Genomic DNA, 14,691 nt, shown 5'->3' on the forward strand with positions numbered 1-14,691 from the left:
AACTGGGTCGCCATGATGCTGATTCCTTTCTGATAACCGCGTCAGTTTCGACCGCGAAATCATCAAATATGAGTCAGACCCAATATTCCACGCCGAAACACACTTGTCGACGCAGCCGCCGGTGATCGCCCGTGATGCCGAAGAGGCGTAGCAACGCTTGCATCACTGCAGTCTTGCCCGCGCCGTTGACGCCAACGAACGTGGTAAGGCCAGAGGTCAGTTCGATCGTCGTCGTCTCGGAGCCGAAGCACCGGAAATTAGTCAAACTTACCCGTTCAATAAACATATCTTAGCAACCTCCCGGAGCTGGAGGCTGATCGTTGCAGACACTGAACAGGCGGCGTCTCTTTTCCTCCCAAATGTTTTTCACTTTAATTGTAGTTGTAATTGAAAGGCTTATGTTTTGCCGACATCTGGAAAAAATGGCCGACGGGGCGCGGGCCAACCGCCGGTTTCCATCTCGGCAGCGAAATCGGTGCTGGTGACCCGTCGAAGTGTTGAGGCAGCGATGAACTGAACGCCCATCGCCAATCGAACGACCGCCAAACGTGTCAGTCCCGCAGGTTTGTATCGACTATCGACATAGGGCGGCAGGTTCGCTGCCACCTCAGCTATAAACGGGTCGTCACGGTGTGGTCGCGCGGTCGCCACGCGGCCAGAAAGCATCTTGAGGTTATGGCCGTCTCTTCGCTTGAAACTCTTCGGGTCGGTGCCATCCCACACCAACGCTCCCTTCAACGACAGCTCAGCGACCATGCAGATCGGCTGGATCACCGAGTCGACGCTGAAAGTTGTCGGTAACGTGTTTGCTGCATCCTCCAGGTTTGACCGCGCCATCCGCCATAGCGTCAAAGCCTCGGCACAGCCTTGTTGCACCTCGTTCAGGCCGTAAGCAAAATCGTGCAGATCAGCGAGAGCGAAGGATGATTGCGATCCAATGTCATGGTCCTTTCGGCACCAATCCCACCATTCTTCGGCGCTTTTGAATCCCGTAGCTTGCCAAGTCTCGATGGCGCATGTGCCGAAGACTACGGGTAAGGTGACCTTGCGAACGCGATCGACCGACGCGGCGAGGCCGATACCGGCTCCCGGCCAACTCGCGTTGGTTTCGGGAAATATCGCTTCGTATGCGGCCGTGATCTTCTGGACTTCGGGATTGCCTCCCACCCCCAGGGCAAAGGCGCTGCCCAGCAATTCCATCACTGCCCGAAAGGGGCGTTGATGCAGATGAACGCCTTCGTTGGCGTATTTTACGTCGAGCTTCTGAAGATCGTCCTCGGTCGACGCAGTCATACTGGACCTCGCATCGGATTGATGATTTCGACGCCCGCGAAGTCCTTTTCATTATCGGTGACGACGGTGCATCCTTGGGCTTCGGCGACGGCGGCGATGATCGTGTCGAGCGCGCTGCGGGGCCGACCCTGCGATTTCCCTTGCGCCATCAGGCGCGCCCAGATCAGGCCGGCGTTTTCGTCGAAGGGAAGTATGCGGCCAGCGAACAGCGCCTGCGGCCCCTCCGGCCCAGCGAACCATGCCTCAAGCTGATCGCGGCGTTTGCCAGCCGGCTTTTCCAGAACCCCTCGGCGGATTTCGGCCACGGTCAGCGAGGCGATGAAAAGGTCGTCATCGTTCTGCTCGTTCATCCAAGCGAGCAAGGATTCCGACGGTGCCGGTTTCGCAATGTCGCTGATGATGTTGGTGTCGAGCAGGTAGCGCATCAGATTTCGACGTCTCGCCCTTGTTCACGGACACGGACGAGATCGAGGTCCGCGCCCACGAGAGGGGACCGTCGCAGCGCAGCCAGAATCCCACCCTTCTTCGGCGGCTCGCCATCAATGGTCTGGGTGACTGCCGCACGGAGGCGCGACGCCTCTGGACCGTCTTCTGCCAAGCGACGAGCCAGGGACCGTATAAGATCGCGATCCGCATCTCGGGCCAGCACTTCGAAGCGCGCCAGTCCGCGCTCGCTCAAGCGAGATCGATAGTTTTGAATGGCACGTTTTTGCGAGCTGCCCATGGCTACCTCCTGGATATTTCCAGTAATATAGCCGCACGGCACAATTTTTTCAAGGACGCTCTGAAAAGCAAAGACGCAGCCTCTCGCAACCATGGAAAACTTGGAAGGCCTATCAGATGAGAGGAATCTTCAAGGCCAGTGACACGGTCGTCGTGGCAATTGAAATGGGCGCCGTGCGGCATTAGAGGGCTATAGCGTAGATGTAGTGCTCATCATCGTCGGGCGCGGCCCGCCAGCCCCGCCGATTCTCCGCTATGGCGCGATATTCTGCGCGATACCTACGCAAACGGCGCCGATAGACACATCCGGCAGTCAACGGCGCGGATGTATTCGGCGCGAATGGCAAGCTTGAGATCGCTGAACATGACCTTGCGGGTTATATCGCGCGCGAGGAACTCTTGCGTCGCGCTCCACCGCGCGCTCGATCTCGTGGGCGCAACGATGGCTACCCAACCATGCCGGCTCCACGCTTCGAGCGGACGAGAACCGGCACATTGGGGCCTCAATATCCGGTAAACATCTCCGCACGAATGTTCCCGGGCCTGACACCAGCCTCCAGCAGCAAGGCTTCCATGGCTGCGGCCATCGACGGTGGGCCGGCAAGGTAAAACACCGGCTTGGTGATGTCTCCGGCGTGCCGCTCGATCATCTCGCGGGTGATGTAACCACGCTCGCCCTGCCAGTCGGCTGCATCGGTCATCGTCACCACCAGCTTGAACCGGGGATTGTCGCTCGCAAGCTGCTCCAGCTCGGACAGGAAAGCTGCATCCGTCGCGCTGCGGTTGCTGTAAATGAGCGTGACATCGCGGTTCAGCCCACGTCCAACCGCATAGACGATCATACTGCGGAAGGGCGTGATGCCGATGCCGCCTGCAAGGAAGACCACGGGCTTGGTGTTGCCATCAAGCGTCAGATCGCCATACGGTCCTTCGATCCCGACAGGTGATCCGGCAGGCAGGGCAGCAAGGGAATGCTTGAAGGCAGTATCGGTCATGCGCGTTGAGATCAGCAGTTCCGGTTCCTGCGGCGCGCTGGCGAGCGAGAAGGTACGGACCCGGCCCTTGCTGTCAGTCTCCTTCTGGCCGGGCAGCGTCACATAAACGGCTTGGCCGGCGGTGAAGGAAAAACCCTCGGGCTTTTTCAGGCGGAAGGCGACGGTGCCGCGCGCGATCTCTTCCTTGCCGGCAAGGGTCGTCTTGTCGGTTGAGGCGGGCCGAAGAAAGCTTCCGCGCCGCCATTGCGTGAGCTTCATGCCATCGCGCATGCCGAGGCCGAGAAGCGTGAGGTTGGTCGCGCCGGCGATTAGTTCGACGGCCTGCACCACATAGAAGACCGTATCGAACTCTCCCGCACGTGCCTTTGACGCGAGAAACAGCGCCGCCGGGATCAGGATCAGCAGACCGTTCGCGGCAATGAAGGGCATGCGTTTCAGCTTCGCGCCAACCAGTCCCGTACGCTGCCCGTAGGATAGGAAGAACCCCGAGCCACCCGCCGCGGCGAGCGCCGGTACGAGCAGCAGGAAGCCCCAGGGGAGCGTAGTCTTCACTGCGACCACGGCTGCTTCCGACAGGAAGAGTTCGGAGATCACGGTCGAGAACCAGAAGGTCGCGATCGTCAGGAGGGCGATCAGGCCGGCAACGGGATGGATGATCCTTGGCATGGTATTTTCTTTCACCGGAAGATGATCCGGACGTCTGGTGTGAGGCGGCGCCCGTCGATCACGCCGTGCAGATGCCAGCGACGCCAACCTTCTGGAACAGGTGCGGGCTGGCGACGGCAGTGGACGGGTAGGCTGCGAGCTTGGCGATGAACTCGGGATGGGTGAACGCCCCGCGGAACGCCTCGGTCGAGTCCCACACCGCATAGTTCAGGTAGGTCGGGCTTTCGCCGATGGCGTGATGGAGCTGCGTCGAGATGAAGCCAGGCTGGCGCTTCATGAACTCGGCGTCGTCCTTCCACGCATCGAGGAACCGCCTTTCATCGGCTACATCAAGCGTGAAGAGGTTGATGAGCACGACTGGCGCGGCTTCGACGGCCAGTTGGCGCTCGATGGGGAACTTCTCGTCCAAGGACTTCATGAGGGACATGTCTCGCTCCTATGCGTTGTATGCATAATGTCACTTCGATACGATAAGAACACATATATTTGACATTATGATGTCAATCTAGCTAGATGGTAACGAATGAGCGAAATGACCCGAAACAAAAAAGGCGAAGCCTTGACCGACCTGATCCTGACCATGTTCAGGGCGAACAACCTGACACTGCTCTGGGGCGACAGGCTCGTCGCACCCTTTGGGTTAACCAGTGCCCGCTGGCAGGTTCTGGGCGCGATCGTTCTCTCGGAACGACCACAGCCCGTAGCCTGGATTGCTCGCGATCTAGGGGCCAATCGGCAAAATGTGCAGCGCATCGTCAACGATCTGCATCAGGAGGGGATCGTGGTGTACGAGCCCAACCCTCACCACAAAAGGGCGCATCTCGTCGTGCTGACCGACAAGGGGCGCCGCGCTTACGACGCCGCGATCAACGCCTACAACCCTAGGGTCGATGCGCTGGCCGAGGGCCTTTCGGTTGAAGACATCAAAACAGCGCATCGCGTCGTGGCGACGCTGCGAAACAAACTCGAAGGAGAGTTGGATGCTGAAAAACAACCCTAGCCGCTATGGTGCGGTGCCCGTCACGATCCACTGGCTGACCGCAATACTGATCCTGATGGCGATTATCACCGGCTTCCGTGCCGGCGGCAGCATGGACCCCGCCACCAAGGCCGCATTGCTTCGCGTCCATATTCCCGCAGCGATCGTTATTTTCCTGCTGACCCTGGGTCGCATCGCCTGGTGGTTCTTCCTCGACAAGAAGCCGCTGCCGGTACAGGGATCGCCAGCGTGGCAGGAATGGCTCGCCCGCGCCGTGCATCTGCTCTTCTATGTCGTGATCCTTGGAATGGTCGCCAGCGGAATCGGCATGATCGTGTTGAGCGGCGCAGGTCGTTCCATCTTTAGCGGTACGGCCGTCGAGCTACCGAACTTCCTTCAGTATCCGCCGCGTATTCCGCATGGCATTGGAGCCAACCTCCTGATCGCTCTGCTCCTCGCCCATGTGGGGGCTGCGCTCTATCACCACTTCATTCGCCACGACGAGTTGCTGTGGCGCATGTGGTACCAGCGCTGATTGTTCGAGATTTATCCTAACAAGTGCTGGAGAATGTTCCGGGTCCGCTCTTGCTGTATCTGGACCGGAAGCAACTGGCCTCTGACTCCGGACCCGGCCATTTACAAAACGCCCGAAACGCGCTGACAAACTGCGCCGGTTAGCGCTGGTCGCCCGCCGTGCGGCGTTAGAGGGCTATAGCGTAGACATAGTGCTCATCTTCGTCGGGCATGGCCCGCCATTTTCTTATGTTAGATCAAATACTTGCGCCATATACGGCTTACTTGTTGGGCTATCCTCTCTCAGCTTAGCGTTTGCGTGCAATCAAGGGCCACGTTCAAGGCACGTCCTCTCACGATCACCTCAAATGGCGTGAACTCTTGTGGCTTGCCCGAAGACGATCACCGTGCATACCGGAAAAGGTTGCTGGCCATCATCAGTCAGGTCGAGGAGATTGATATTAGTTCGGCTAGACGCGCCCTACAGAAAGCATATGAAACCGATGCGCAACTCGGTGGCCTAGAATGCTCCGAAGCGCTTAAAGATCGGTATAAGTATACAGTCGAAAGGGGCATTAATCGTGACTTGAATTACTTTCAAGAAGAGGTTGATGACTATTTGAGAAAATCACAGTAGGCCAATCTACACATTAAACATTCTTGTTCTTATCAAGCCACAACTCTAATGCAGTCAAAATTTGTGGCTTAAGTGTAGTATTGTTAAATAATGCGCCTGAAACCGAGTTATTGAGAGGTTTAGCGCCGATCTCACTCATCACATGCCTCATTTTCATACCCCGAATTAGCATAATAGCCTCTATTCGTGACTTTGCCCAAGGCAGGAGACGTCGACCTACAGCAATCGGTGGAGGCATCCCATTCAGTGTAGGCGCATGTTGGGCGATAATACCATGCTCACTGTGCAACCAGCTTACAAACTCGCGTCGTTCGTGAGAACTAGCCTTCTCCCAAGCATTTTTCATCTCGTGCAAGCGAGTGCGCTTGGTCTTCAGACCTGCGGCAAACGCAGCATCAGTGACAGTTCGATATTTTCCAGCCTGTAGATCGGCATAGATAATTGGAAAATCACGCTTTAAACGATCTTCGTAATACGCAGCGTCGCGAACTGTCTTCTTTGGCATTGTTATATTTGGCCCTTGGTCTCCAATAACAGCTCAATAAAACTCGCTGGCGCGTTTGGCATGCCGGGCGCTGCAATGCAACGTCAGACCGATTGGGGCGAAGTGTTGAGCGGCTATAATTCAACCGAAAGCATTCCGTCCTGTAATAGATGCTTCTTCTTTCACATAGTCTGTTTGGCCTGGATACGAAGCGGCTTACCTTTAAGCTGTTCGAGCTCGAACGCGGCGATTTTGCCGAAGCCACAGTTTCGCGGATCGAAATCCGACGCTAAATTGGCAAGCTGGTTTCCGATGGCCACAAATGTCAACCAGCGGTCTTTGCATTCCATCTGGTCGACGTCCCACTTAATCATCGGAGTCGCGACGATCAGCAGCTGAAGCGATTTCTGCATAAAGCTCATGTGACTAACATTGTCAGTTGCGACGAGAAACAAGCTCTCGAAACCTAATCGCTTTTCGACCGCATTAACACGAAATCACCCTCCAACGAGTTTCGAGAAGCTTATGGCATGGAAATCAAAAAAAGGTATTAACATAATTCCTTTTTCATATAAGGTATTACTCTATTACCTTTAGTAGCAACGACATCTAGCCAAAATGAGGGGAACTAACTTGGACACAGCAACAATGCGTTACGACGTAACGCAGCACATTATTCCCTTCGGGACACATGGGACTTGGGCACGTGTCACGAAGCCGCGCGCAGGCCGCTCAGACCTGCCTCCGCTTGTAATCCTTCATGGCGGACCCGGCATCCCCCATGATTATTGTCTGCCAATGGCCGCCCTGTGCAACGACGGGCGCGCCGTCATTCATTACGATCAGATCGGCTGTGGTCGCAGCAGTCGCTTGCCCGATGCGCCTGTAGACTTCTGGAATGTTAAGCTTTTCGTCGCAGAGCTAAAAAATCTCATCGATCACCTCGGTCTGTCAGGTGGCTACCATCTCTTGGGACAGTCTTGGGGCGGAATGCTTGGCCCGGAATATGTGCTATGTCATCCCGAGGGCGTTCGGAGCATGATCCTCGCGGATTCACCCGCCGCTATGCCACTGTGGACGCAGGGAACGGAAGAGTTGCTTTCGCAACTCCCCGCCGAGGTCCAGTCTGTCATCCGCGAGCATGAGGCTGCGGGAACGACCGACTCCGAGGCATATAAGAAAGCTGTCGATGTCTTTTATAAGCGCCACCTGTGCCGAATGGAGCCATATCCAGATCCGCTGGAGAGCAGCTTCGCACTGTTAGCGGAAGACCCCACCGTCTACCATACAATGGTCGGCCCAAGTGAGTTTTCTGCAACCGGAACGCTAAAGGATTGGTCCGTCGTAAACCGGCTGTCTGAGATCAAGGTGCCGTCCCTCGTGCTGGCAGGTGAATTCGACGAAGCCACACCCGTTTCTTGGGAGCCTTTCGTCAAGCTTCTTCCATCAGTGGAGCACCATGTCTTCCGCGACGCGAGCCATACGCCGCATCTTGAAACTCCCGCCGAATTCTTCCAGGTCGTCAGCGCCTTCCTGCGGAAGAACGACGAGAAGAATGCTTAAAACACACTAGGGGAACTCACAACAATGCAAACACTGGAAGGAAATGCGGAACGTTCGGTTCCGGTCAACACGCTCGAAACGCTGGGCTATCAGCAGGAACTCAAGCGCACCATGTCGCTCGCCGACGTAGTGACTTACGGATTAATTTACATGGTTCCGATGGCGCCGGTTGCGGTCTTCGGGTTCATCTCGAATTTTTCATTGGGGATGACCGCGCTGGTCTATCTCGTCGCGGCGGTCGCCATGTTATTCAGCGCACTCTGTTACAAGGAAATGGCGAAGCGCTATCCCATTGCAGGTTCGGTTTATTCTTATGTCCGCTTCGGCATAAACAGCTATTTCGGGTATCTCGCGGGCTGGGCGATCCTGCTCGACTACCTACTTCTTCCAGCTCTGCTCTCTGTCTTCGCAGCGAGCGCGATGACCGGGCTGTGGCCGGTGGTGCCTGCATGGGTATGGATTGCCGTTTTCGTCAGCCTTGCGGCCGCTATCAATCTCGGCGGCATAAGTGTCACGGCCACGATGAACAAGATATTTCTCGGTATCCAGCTTGTCGTGCTCATGATTTTCGTCTTCGCCGTAAGCATTGACCTCGCCAGAGGGGCGGTCTCCCTGTCGTTTACGCCGTTCTTCAATAGCGGTGTCTTCTCATGGGCCATTGTATTCGGGGCGATCCCAATCGCCGCTCTTAGCTTCGTAGGCTTCGACGCGATCTCGACCCTCAACGAAGAAGCGAAGGGTGGCGGCGAAGCCGTTTCAAAGGCAACGATGATTGTGCTCGTCGCCGTAACAGTCCTCTTCATGCTGCAGGTCTATCTTGCATCGCTTTACGTGCAGCCGGGCACTGTCTTTGCGGAGGGCGACGCGACCAACAACGCCTTCTACAATATAGCAGGACAGGTAGGCGGCGACTGGCTTCGCATCCTCGTCACGCTGACATCGGCGCTGATCGCAATCTTCGCTAATTCAATCGCATCGATGGCGACATCGTCTCGTCTTGTTTTCAGTATGGCACGCGACCGCCAGCTTCCGGGTATGCTCTCGACTGTAAGCCAAACGAACAATGTGCCGCGCAACGCCACCTTGTTGATCGCGGTTCTTTCGCTTGCCATAGGTATTTTCGGCGCAGAGCATCAAGGGCTCCTAACCACGCTGGTGACCTTCGGTGCCCTAACGGCCTATATCCTGCTCAACATTGCGGTATTTTACCGGTTTGCGCTCATCGATCGCAGTTCGAGACTTTTGCTGCACTGGGTATCACCTGTTCTGGGAACCATTATCCTCGCCTACGCGCTGTGGCACGCCGATGTTAACGCACAGGTCCTAGGCAGTATCTGGATGCTTGTGGGCGTTGTTGTCGCCTTCGTCTTGCGCGCATCTGGTCGACTGGCGAGCAAAGGGCAGGCAGCCGCCTGAGGCTCACATCAATTTGCAAAAAGATGCCGGATTAAGTGTTCCGGCATCGAGCTATCCAGTAGGTTGCCTTTTGTTCGAGTCGACGCTTCTTATATAAGGTAAGTAATCCGCGAACTCTCCCGCGCCGAATCCGTCAGGGTGATAGTGCACACATACGAAAGGCAAACTGGCAGATGCCCGATGAAGAGACTGGCCATAGCGAATTAGATGTGTTGAAGCAACCGGGCGGCGCAATCAAAACCACGACAGCAAAGCAGGAACTCGCCGACCGGATAATAACGGCCATTGCTATCGGGTCATACTCGTCGGGCGAACAATTGCCATCCGAGCGGGAACTCGCCGACTGGCAGGGTGTCAGCCGCGTCACTGTCAGGGGCGCGCTCGAGATCGTGCGTGAAAGAGGCCTGCTCGTCTCCAAGCGTGGACGCACCGGCGGAACCTTCGTCACCGATGGGCAAGTCGATCCGCAAGCTACGGATACAATGCAGCGCCTGCTTCGAGAAGAAATCCCGCGCCTTGCAGCCTTCGTGGATTTTCGTTGTTTGGTCGCGGCGTTGGAGGCACGAACCGCAGCGGAACGGCGCTCACCAGCCCAAGCGCAAAAGCTCACCGAAATTCTGGAAAAATTTCTCGCTGCGGACGATCCTGCAAAGGCCCGAAGGATCGACGTTGACCTTCATCAACAGATCACGGATATGGCCGGCAACGAGCAACTTGCTGCACTCTCCGGACAACTGAGCGCGCGGGCAACGATGGGTTTCGGCGCGGAGCCATATCCAGCGCACTATCTCCAGCTCGCCCGTGACGAACATACTGCGCTGGTGGAAAGCATCGTAGCGCAAGACAGCGAGAGAGCTTACCGCATCGCCTACAATCACTTCGCTCTTACACTGAAAATCGTCGAGGAAGCGTTCGAAAAAGCCATTTCACATGGACATTGATGTCAGCTTAGCTTTTTAGAGACGCGTGATGCCTAAACGCGGCACGTAATAGCCACAATCAGCCTGCTGAGAAATCTCTCCACCACCGCTGAAAGACGCCGACCAGTAAAGTGGTGAGATGATAGAACGGACCTAAGACCCCGCACTCAATTGGCGGAGTATCTCGACAAATGTTCCGACGATCAACTTATCGCGGAGGTGTTGCTGCCGATGTTCAGACAGCTAGGCTACCATCGCATCACCGCTACAGGCCATGCTGACAAAGCTTTAGAATACGGCAAGGACGTATGGATGCGTTTCACCTTGCCTACGATGCACGTCATATACTTCGGGATCCAAGCCAAGAAGGGGAAGATTGACTCATCGGGCGTCACAAACACGGGAAATGCGAACGTTGCCGAGATACACAATCAAACACTGATGATGCTCGGTCATGAGATATTCGACCACGAACTCAATCGCCGCGTGCTCGTGGATCATGCGTTCATCATTGCCGGCGGGGAGATTACCAAGCAGGCTAGGAACTGGCTTGGTGGCAAACTTGATCAGAGCAAGCGTGCGCAGATATTTTTCAATGACCGCGAAGACATTTTGAACTTGTTCGTGGTGACAAATATCCCTTTGCTGCCAAGTGCAACTCGGGAGCTAACGTAGGTGCTAACCGACAACATTCCGTTCTAAAACCGAGCCGCGGATCTGGTTGACCGTCTGCCTTTTCGATATTATGAACTCGTCAGGCAAGAGCTCTGACGATATCATGGTACGCTCTGCGTATCTGCTATCCGATAGTGCAAGTTGTTGGCCGGATTGGGAGAACACCGCAACACACAGCGGCTTGTATGACTGGGTTGACGGCTCGGTTCTCTTCAAGTTTTAGCGCCCAGATTCTTGACTGGTATTCTGGATAGAGACTGGCCAAATCATATAAGACGAATGAGCCAGCTGTCTTAATCGGCGCTAATGGTCCAGCGTATCCAGGATATTTGCATAGGCTGAACTGAGCATAATAATAGTGGCTTGATCATAGACATGAAAATCCGCTTCATGCAGTATTTTACTATCGAAGCTGTTATGCCATGCTGAAGCGTTTGTTACGATCACTGGGGTTTCGATCTCGTCAAACTGGTCGGCCGTGATATCAATGATGATGTCGCCCTGTTTTATCCATGCATGGGAGTGTCTGCCATCTCCTTCGCCCCGCATTCCGCTTACATAATCCCAAGCGCCCGCTCCCTGTTTCTTCAAATAGAAACCAAGCAACAACGATGTATCGCCACAGGCACCTGCAGGAAATTTTTTGAACTGAATGGGAAAATTGCCGCGATCAGTTTCTTCGATGGCGCGCCTGAAACGTGTTGCGATGGCTTTTAGCTCGTCCATAGTTTGACCTCCGGGCTTCGAAAAATAAACTGATTTGTTAGAGAGACCATATGCGAGGCCTTATGAGTCTTTCACCAGGCCAAGAAACTCCCCGATATTCATCAGCCATTCCTGCTGATCGGTATGATAGGTGGTGTGAATGCTTTTTGGCAGGACGAGTTGCAGGGACTGCGCCTGCATCTCACTGGTCTGAGTTCTGGAGATTGATGGCTCAAGGGTCAGGAGATGTTTTTCTGGAATCCTGTTCGCTTCAGCCAGCACCTGTCGCCAGCGGTCTTTACAGGTTGTCTTGACCGCCAGCATGCGAAGGTTCTCTGCGGGGAAGGTGGGATTGGCATAGGACGCTTCATCCGGAAACAGAAAATCTGCTGCATTGCGTTTTTCGGTGGTTGCTTCGCGTTTGTAGGCAACCTTGTGTGCTTTCAGTATTGCTTCCACGTGATGAGCAAATGCATAGCCGGCGCGTGACTTACGCCGGTTCTGAACACTCAATGAAAACGACAGAAAGCCATCAACGTCTGCATCACCGTTTTGCAGGAAGCCTGCTTTCAGTCGCTCTGCCACGACAACGCGCTCCATGTGACGGAACAGCGCTTCCTCATGCTCCATCCATGCGGTCAGCGCAGTGTCAGGATCCGCAAGCGGATCTACCTCTTTGAGTGTTTTACGGGCGAATTCAGAAAACTTCGCTGTTCCGGGAAATATGTTGCCAAATCGGGTAATCAGCAGACTGAGCGCATCGGGTTCGGGTTCTTCCGTTTCAATGCCCAGCTCATCCAGAATAAACTTTGCAGCAAGATCGATGTCACGCCCGCCATCATTGCTGATATCCTGCTGCGAGAGTTTGAAATCGGTGGTGAGTTGCAGTCCGAACAACCACAAAAGCTTCTGCTCGATAGAGCTTTCTGAAGGACAAAGGATTGCAAGGACTTTGCGCTCGGCTGTCATGCAAAGGAAGAGTGTATCGCCAGCTTTTGCGCGGTAGACAACACTTTCCGCGGCTGCGGGGTAAAACAGACGATATTCCGGTGCGCGATGGGTTTGTCTCTTACGGCTGTTGTACCATGTGCCGGTCAGTTCCAGTCGCAGCGGTTCGTCCTGTTCGTCATCCATCCAGATATAGGTGAGGGGGATTTTTTCTTTCTCATCCGGTGTGCCAACAAAGGCCCGAAATATATCAACCCCCTGAAACTCATGCCCGTTTGAGATAGTCGGATCAACCTCGGTACCGCGAAGCACCTTTGCACCAGCACCGATAAAATACCCTGATAAATAACCCCGTCCAGCCACTCTCAATCCGCCCCAATTATCCGCCTAAATCTGTATACCGTGAATCTGCAATTCCCTGCCTTCAGTCAAAAGCCACCGGCTGAGAGTGTCAATCACTTCAGCGGTTGATCTGCGGGTCTTTCCCTTCAGCGCGCATTCCCAGATGACCGCAATCCGCCAATCAGCATTTCTCAGTTCTGTAAGATTGCGCTCATCACGGGCGACATTGCCACCGATCTTGGTATGCCAGAACTCTTCGCGTGTGGCAGGCCAATGAAACAAATGGCAATCATGTCCGTGCCAGAAACATCCATTGATGAATACGACTGCGCGATATTTTGCCAGTACAAGATCTGGTTTACCGGGTAATTCCTTCGCATGCAGGCGATAGCGGAACCCGCTGGCATGCAATCCTTTACGGATAATCAGTTCCGGCTTTGTGTTGGCCGCGCGTATCGCAGCCATATTGCGGCTGCGCGTCGCTTTGTCATGAACGTCAGCCAACCTTACGTGCCGGTGTTCTGCTTTCCGCAATAAGATCCAGAATATAGGGCTGCATAATCCGTGCAACCTCGGCAAAGACCGGAACAGCGACCGAGTTGCCGAACTGCTTATAGGCCTGTGTGTCAGACACAGGTATGCGGAAGTCATCATTATATCCCATAAGACGCGCACATTCACGCGGTGTCAGCCGGCGCGGGCTTTTGCCTTTGCCACGGCTGATGAGAATTTCTGATCCATCCTTATAATAGCGGGCTGAAAGCGTGCGCGCGATGTTTTCAGGGCCAACAAGACCAAAACCAAAGCCATTGCCCTTTGCTTTGTGCTTGGCAGCATAGTCCTGGAGATATTGCCAGAGTTTGTCTGTGAGGATGTATTTTTTATTGACCTCAGCAGAGGTTCCCACTGTGAACTCAGCTTCCGGCTTTTCGCTGCCATCTTCCGGATGCAAAATTGAATTAAGCCGCTTTGCGCCATAAGCAGGCAGTTCAAGTGCATCAAAGCTGAAATCGACCGGTGTCCGGAAGCCGACAATGACAATGCGCTCCCTGTGCTGTGGCACAAAATGCCCTGCATCGATCACGCAGGTATGGATTGAATAGCCAAGCTCTGCTTCGAGTTTACGCCGGATCACGCTGAATGTCCGGCCTTTATCGTGGCTTTTCAGGTTCTTCACATTCTCCAGAAGAAATGCTGACGGACGATGATGCTTGAGAATACGCAATACATCAAAAAACAGCGTGCCCTGCGTTTCATCATCAAACCCGTGCGCGCGGCCCAGAGCATTTTTCTTGGAAACGCCCGCAATCGAGAAGGGCTGGCATGGAAAGCCTGCTACCAGCACATCATGGTCAGGCACCTCATCAGCTGTCACTTCCCGAATGTCGCCAGCAATCGGTCGGTTATCACGGTAATTGGCATGATATGTCTTCTGGGCATACTTGTCCCATTCTGATGTGAACACACAGCGCCCGCCCACACTTTCCATCGCGCGCCGTAATCCGCCAATACCTGCAAAAAGATCGATGAAGGTGAACGAACTATCGCCCGGTGGCTGACGACGTTTTTCCGCCTCGCTGCGTAAAACATTCACAACCGCTTTTCGTGGGGTTTCCTCGCCGCGTCTCCAGCGATAGATATGCCCCTCAGAATAGCCGAGAATCTCTGCAGCGTCTGCAACTGACAGCCCGGATTGCTGAAGAAGACTGTCGAATTCAGTTTGCATGTTCATGCTCCGCTTAGCAAATTCCCTGGGAATATATCTGACATGAAGTCAGCAAATCACCCGCATTATGCGAACATAAAGAAAACTTTCTCTTAATGCCATTATC

18 protein-coding genes are annotated in these 14,691 nt (G+C 54.6%); 6 read left to right on the forward strand and 12 right to left on the reverse strand.

The annotated features are described in order from the left end of the window. Window positions 1–73: 73 nt before the first annotated feature. The 6 genes from WH356_RS20505 to WH356_RS20535 form a co-directional block, all read right to left on the reverse strand. Complete coding sequence (locus WH356_RS20505; protein ID WP_339514145.1) at window positions 74–286, reverse strand: AAA family ATPase; 213 nt, start codon at window positions 284–286, stop codon at window positions 74–76. A gap of 110 nt (window positions 287–396) precedes the next feature. Beyond that, complete coding sequence (locus WH356_RS20510; protein WP_339514147.1) at window positions 397–1,293, reverse strand: hypothetical protein; 897 nt, start codon at window positions 1,291–1,293, stop codon at window positions 397–399. Further along, window positions 1,290–1,718 carry a type II toxin-antitoxin system VapC family toxin gene (locus tag WH356_RS20515; RefSeq protein WP_339514149.1) on the reverse strand — a complete coding sequence of 143 codons (429 nt, stop codon included), beginning with the start codon at window positions 1,716–1,718 and terminating at the stop codon, window positions 1,290–1,292. Before WH356_RS20515 ends, WH356_RS20510 begins: the two co-directional genes overlap by 4 nt. Beyond that, window positions 1,718–2,017 carry a hypothetical protein gene (locus WH356_RS20520; RefSeq protein WP_339514151.1) on the reverse strand — a complete coding sequence of 100 codons (300 nt, stop codon included), beginning with the start codon at window positions 2,015–2,017 and terminating at the stop codon, window positions 1,718–1,720. The genes WH356_RS20515 and WH356_RS20520 overlap by 1 nt, the downstream gene beginning before the upstream one ends. Window positions 2,018–2,519: 502 nt before the next feature. Further along, window positions 2,520–3,677, reverse strand: a complete 1,158-nt coding sequence (locus WH356_RS20525) for a ferredoxin--NADP reductase (protein ID WP_445253708.1) — start codon at window positions 3,675–3,677, stop codon at window positions 2,520–2,522. A gap of 58 nt (window positions 3,678–3,735) precedes the next feature. Then, on the reverse strand, window positions 3,736–4,104 hold the full coding sequence (locus tag WH356_RS20535; protein WP_339514153.1) for an antibiotic biosynthesis monooxygenase family protein: 369 nt from the start codon (window positions 4,102–4,104) through the stop codon (window positions 3,736–3,738). A 96-nt stretch (window positions 4,105–4,200) separates the two neighbouring features. Here WH356_RS20535 and WH356_RS20540 point away from each other — a divergent pair, with 96 nt between their 5' ends. Both WH356_RS20540 and WH356_RS20545 read left to right on the forward strand, forming a co-directional pair. Beyond that, on the forward strand, window positions 4,201–4,677 hold the full coding sequence (locus WH356_RS20540; RefSeq protein ID WP_339514155.1) for a MarR family winged helix-turn-helix transcriptional regulator: 477 nt from the start codon (window positions 4,201–4,203) through the stop codon (window positions 4,675–4,677). Next, window positions 4,658–5,191, forward strand: coding sequence for a cytochrome b (locus WH356_RS20545; RefSeq protein ID WP_339514157.1), 534 nt, complete (start codon window positions 4,658–4,660; stop codon window positions 5,189–5,191). Before WH356_RS20540 ends, WH356_RS20545 begins: the two co-directional genes overlap by 20 nt. A gap of 628 nt (window positions 5,192–5,819) precedes the next feature. Here WH356_RS20545 and WH356_RS20550 read toward each other — a convergent pair. Both WH356_RS20550 and WH356_RS20555 read right to left on the reverse strand, forming a co-directional pair. Beyond that, entirely contained in the window at window positions 5,820–6,311 is a 492-nt protein-coding gene (locus WH356_RS20550) for a hypothetical protein (RefSeq protein ID WP_339514159.1), read from the reverse strand. Window positions 6,312–6,472: 161 nt separating this feature from the next. Next, window positions 6,473–6,703 carry an OST-HTH/LOTUS domain-containing protein gene (locus tag WH356_RS20555; RefSeq protein WP_339514161.1) on the reverse strand — a complete coding sequence of 77 codons (231 nt, stop codon included), beginning with the start codon at window positions 6,701–6,703 and terminating at the stop codon, window positions 6,473–6,475. Between the two features lie 205 nt (window positions 6,704–6,908). Here WH356_RS20555 and WH356_RS20560 point away from each other — a divergent pair, with 205 nt between their 5' ends. The 4 genes from WH356_RS20560 (at window position 6,909) to WH356_RS20575 (ending at window position 10,864) form a co-directional block, all read left to right on the forward strand. Then, entirely contained in the window at window positions 6,909–7,853 is a 945-nt protein-coding gene (locus WH356_RS20560) for a proline iminopeptidase-family hydrolase (protein ID WP_339514163.1), read from the forward strand. A gap of 24 nt (window positions 7,854–7,877) precedes the next feature. Further along, complete coding sequence (locus tag WH356_RS20565) at window positions 7,878–9,269, forward strand: APC family permease (protein ID WP_339514165.1); 1,392 nt, start codon at window positions 7,878–7,880, stop codon at window positions 9,267–9,269. Between the two features lie 173 nt (window positions 9,270–9,442). Beyond that, window positions 9,443–10,210 (forward strand): FadR/GntR family transcriptional regulator, encoded by a 768-nt coding sequence (locus tag WH356_RS20570; protein WP_339514167.1) that lies wholly within the window; start codon window positions 9,443–9,445, stop codon window positions 10,208–10,210. A 150-nt stretch (window positions 10,211–10,360) separates the two neighbouring features. Then, window positions 10,361–10,864: a hypothetical protein gene (locus WH356_RS20575; protein WP_339514169.1), complete on the forward strand. Its 504-nt coding sequence runs from the start codon at window positions 10,361–10,363 to the stop codon at window positions 10,862–10,864. 303 nt (window positions 10,865–11,167) lie between these two features. Here the strand turns inward: WH356_RS20575 and WH356_RS20580 are convergent, their stop codons facing one another. Genes WH356_RS20580 through dcm form a run of 4 tightly spaced genes read right to left on the reverse strand, consistent with a single transcriptional unit; the run spans window position 11,168 to window position 14,585 of the window. Beyond that, complete coding sequence (locus tag WH356_RS20580; RefSeq protein WP_339514171.1) at window positions 11,168–11,590, reverse strand: hypothetical protein; 423 nt, start codon at window positions 11,588–11,590, stop codon at window positions 11,168–11,170. A 60-nt stretch (window positions 11,591–11,650) separates the two neighbouring features. Then, a complete protein-coding gene (locus WH356_RS20585; protein WP_339514173.1) occupies window positions 11,651–12,880 on the reverse strand; it encodes a type II restriction endonuclease in 1,230 nt (409 codons plus the stop codon). 24 nt (window positions 12,881–12,904) lie between these two features. After that, the gene (locus WH356_RS20590) at window positions 12,905–13,324 is read right to left on the reverse strand and encodes a very short patch repair endonuclease (protein WP_339514175.1); all 420 of its coding nucleotides are present in this window, start codon (window positions 13,322–13,324) and stop codon (window positions 12,905–12,907) included. Window positions 13,325–13,355: 31 nt separating this feature from the next. Beyond that, window positions 13,356–14,585: a DNA (cytosine-5-)-methyltransferase gene (dcm, locus tag WH356_RS20595; protein WP_339514177.1), complete on the reverse strand. Its 1,230-nt coding sequence runs from the start codon at window positions 14,583–14,585 to the stop codon at window positions 13,356–13,358. Window positions 14,586–14,691: the final 106 nt, after the last annotated feature.

This window comes from Ochrobactrum sp. MYb379 (assembly GCF_037479515.1).
GTDB lineage: Bacteria > Pseudomonadota > Alphaproteobacteria > Rhizobiales > Rhizobiaceae > Brucella.